This window comes from Mycobacterium sp. E3247 (genome assembly GCF_001667785.1).
Taxonomy (GTDB): domain Bacteria; phylum Actinomycetota; class Actinomycetes; order Mycobacteriales; family Mycobacteriaceae; genus Mycobacterium.
In genome coordinates this window covers 1-1,339 of record NZ_LZJG01000221.1, presented here as the reverse complement: position 1 = coordinate 1,339, position 1,339 = coordinate 1, and the positions used below count along the sequence as shown (strand labels likewise).

Below are 1,339 nucleotides of genomic sequence, written 5' to 3'. Positions count from 1 at the left end.
CTCCAGGCCGGTGCGGTCACCGACGTGCGCCAGCCGCGGGTAGGTGTGCCCGCCGAAGTTGCGCTGGCTGATCTTGCCGTCTTTGAGGCGATCGAACAGCGCGCCATAGGTTTCCAGCTCCCAGACGCGGTCCGGTGCCTCCTTGGCGTGCAGCTCGGCCATCCGCCAGTTGTTGAGGAACTTCCCACCCCGCATGGTGTCGCCGAAGTGGGTCTTCCAGTTGTCCTTCGGGTTGGTGTTGCCCATCGACGCCGCGCAGCCGCCCTCGGCCATCACCGTGTGGGCCTTGCCGAACAGCGACTTGCACACCACCGCGACCTTGAGGCCGCGTTCGCGCGCCTCGATGACCGCACGCAGCCCGGCGCCGCCGGCACCGATGACGACTACGTCGTAGGCGTGCCGCTCGACCTCAACCATGAAACCCTCGCTAAATTCTGGTTTTCCTCAGATGGCCTGTCAGCCAACAAATCTCAAATCGGGGATGGCGCCGCCCGCCACCAGTGCGATGTAGAAGTCGGTGAGCATCAGGGTGCCCAGCGTGATCCACGCGTACAGCTTGTGCCGGGTGTTGATGTGGCTGACCTGGGTCCAGATCCAGTACCGCACAGGGTGCTTGGAGAAGTGCTTGAGCCGTCCGCCGGTCACGTGCCGGCACGAGTGGCAGGACAGCGTGTAGACCCACAGCATGACGACGTTGCCCACCATGATCACGTTGCCCAGCCCGAAGCCGAAGCCGCCGGGCCCGCTGTCCGAGTGGAACGCGATGATCGCGTCGTAGGTGTTGATCACCGAGATGATGCCGGCGATATAGAAGAAGTACCGGTGGCTGTTCTGGATGATCAGCGGGAGCCGGGTCTCGCCGGTGTAGTGGACGCGGGGCTCGGCCACCGCGCAGGCGCTGGGCGACTGCCACACCGTGCGGTAGTAGGCGCCGCGGTAGTAGTAGCAGGTCAGCCGGAACAGCAGCAGGAAGGGCAACGTCAGCGCCGCGTAGGGCAGCCACCAGACGTCCGGCAGGATCTGCGGCCAGAAGTCGCCGGCCGCCCCGCACGCCTTGCTCACGCACGGCGAGTAGAACGGGGTCAGGTAGTGGTACTTCGGGACGAAGAAGTAGTCGCGTTGGAACGCGCGCACCGTCGCGTAGATGACAAACGCCGCGAAGCCCAGGTCGATCCGCAGCGGCGACATCCACCACCGGTCGGTGCGTAGGGTCCGTTGGGGGATGCTGGCGCGCGTGGGTGAAAAGACACCTGACGCAGGACGGTTCGCCGTGGGTGCGCTCATCTAGTGTTCCTCTTCGAACGGGCTGTTGGTCGAAGGGTACACAGAGAGCACCCCC

Annotated in this window: 2 protein-coding genes; both read right to left on the bottom strand. The window is 65.1% G+C overall.

Features of this window, described 5'->3' with window-relative positions:
• Positions 1–417 (bottom strand): FAD-dependent oxidoreductase (locus A9X04_RS11870; RefSeq protein ID WP_156764334.1); only part of this gene is annotated, 417 nt, incomplete at its 3' end.
• Between the two features lie 39 nt (positions 418–456).
• Positions 457–1,284: a hypothetical protein gene (locus tag A9X04_RS11865; protein WP_067920528.1), complete on the bottom strand. Its 828-nt coding sequence runs from the start codon at positions 1,282–1,284 to the stop codon at positions 457–459.
• Between the last annotated feature and the right edge of the window lie 55 nt (positions 1,285–1,339).

Bases quoted from the DNA above. Each gene is read 5' to 3' on its own strand.
- A9X04_RS11865 (WP_067920528.1), bottom strand. From the start codon at position 1,284: ATGAGCGCACCCACGGCGAACCGTCCTGCGTCAGGTGTCTTTTCACCC.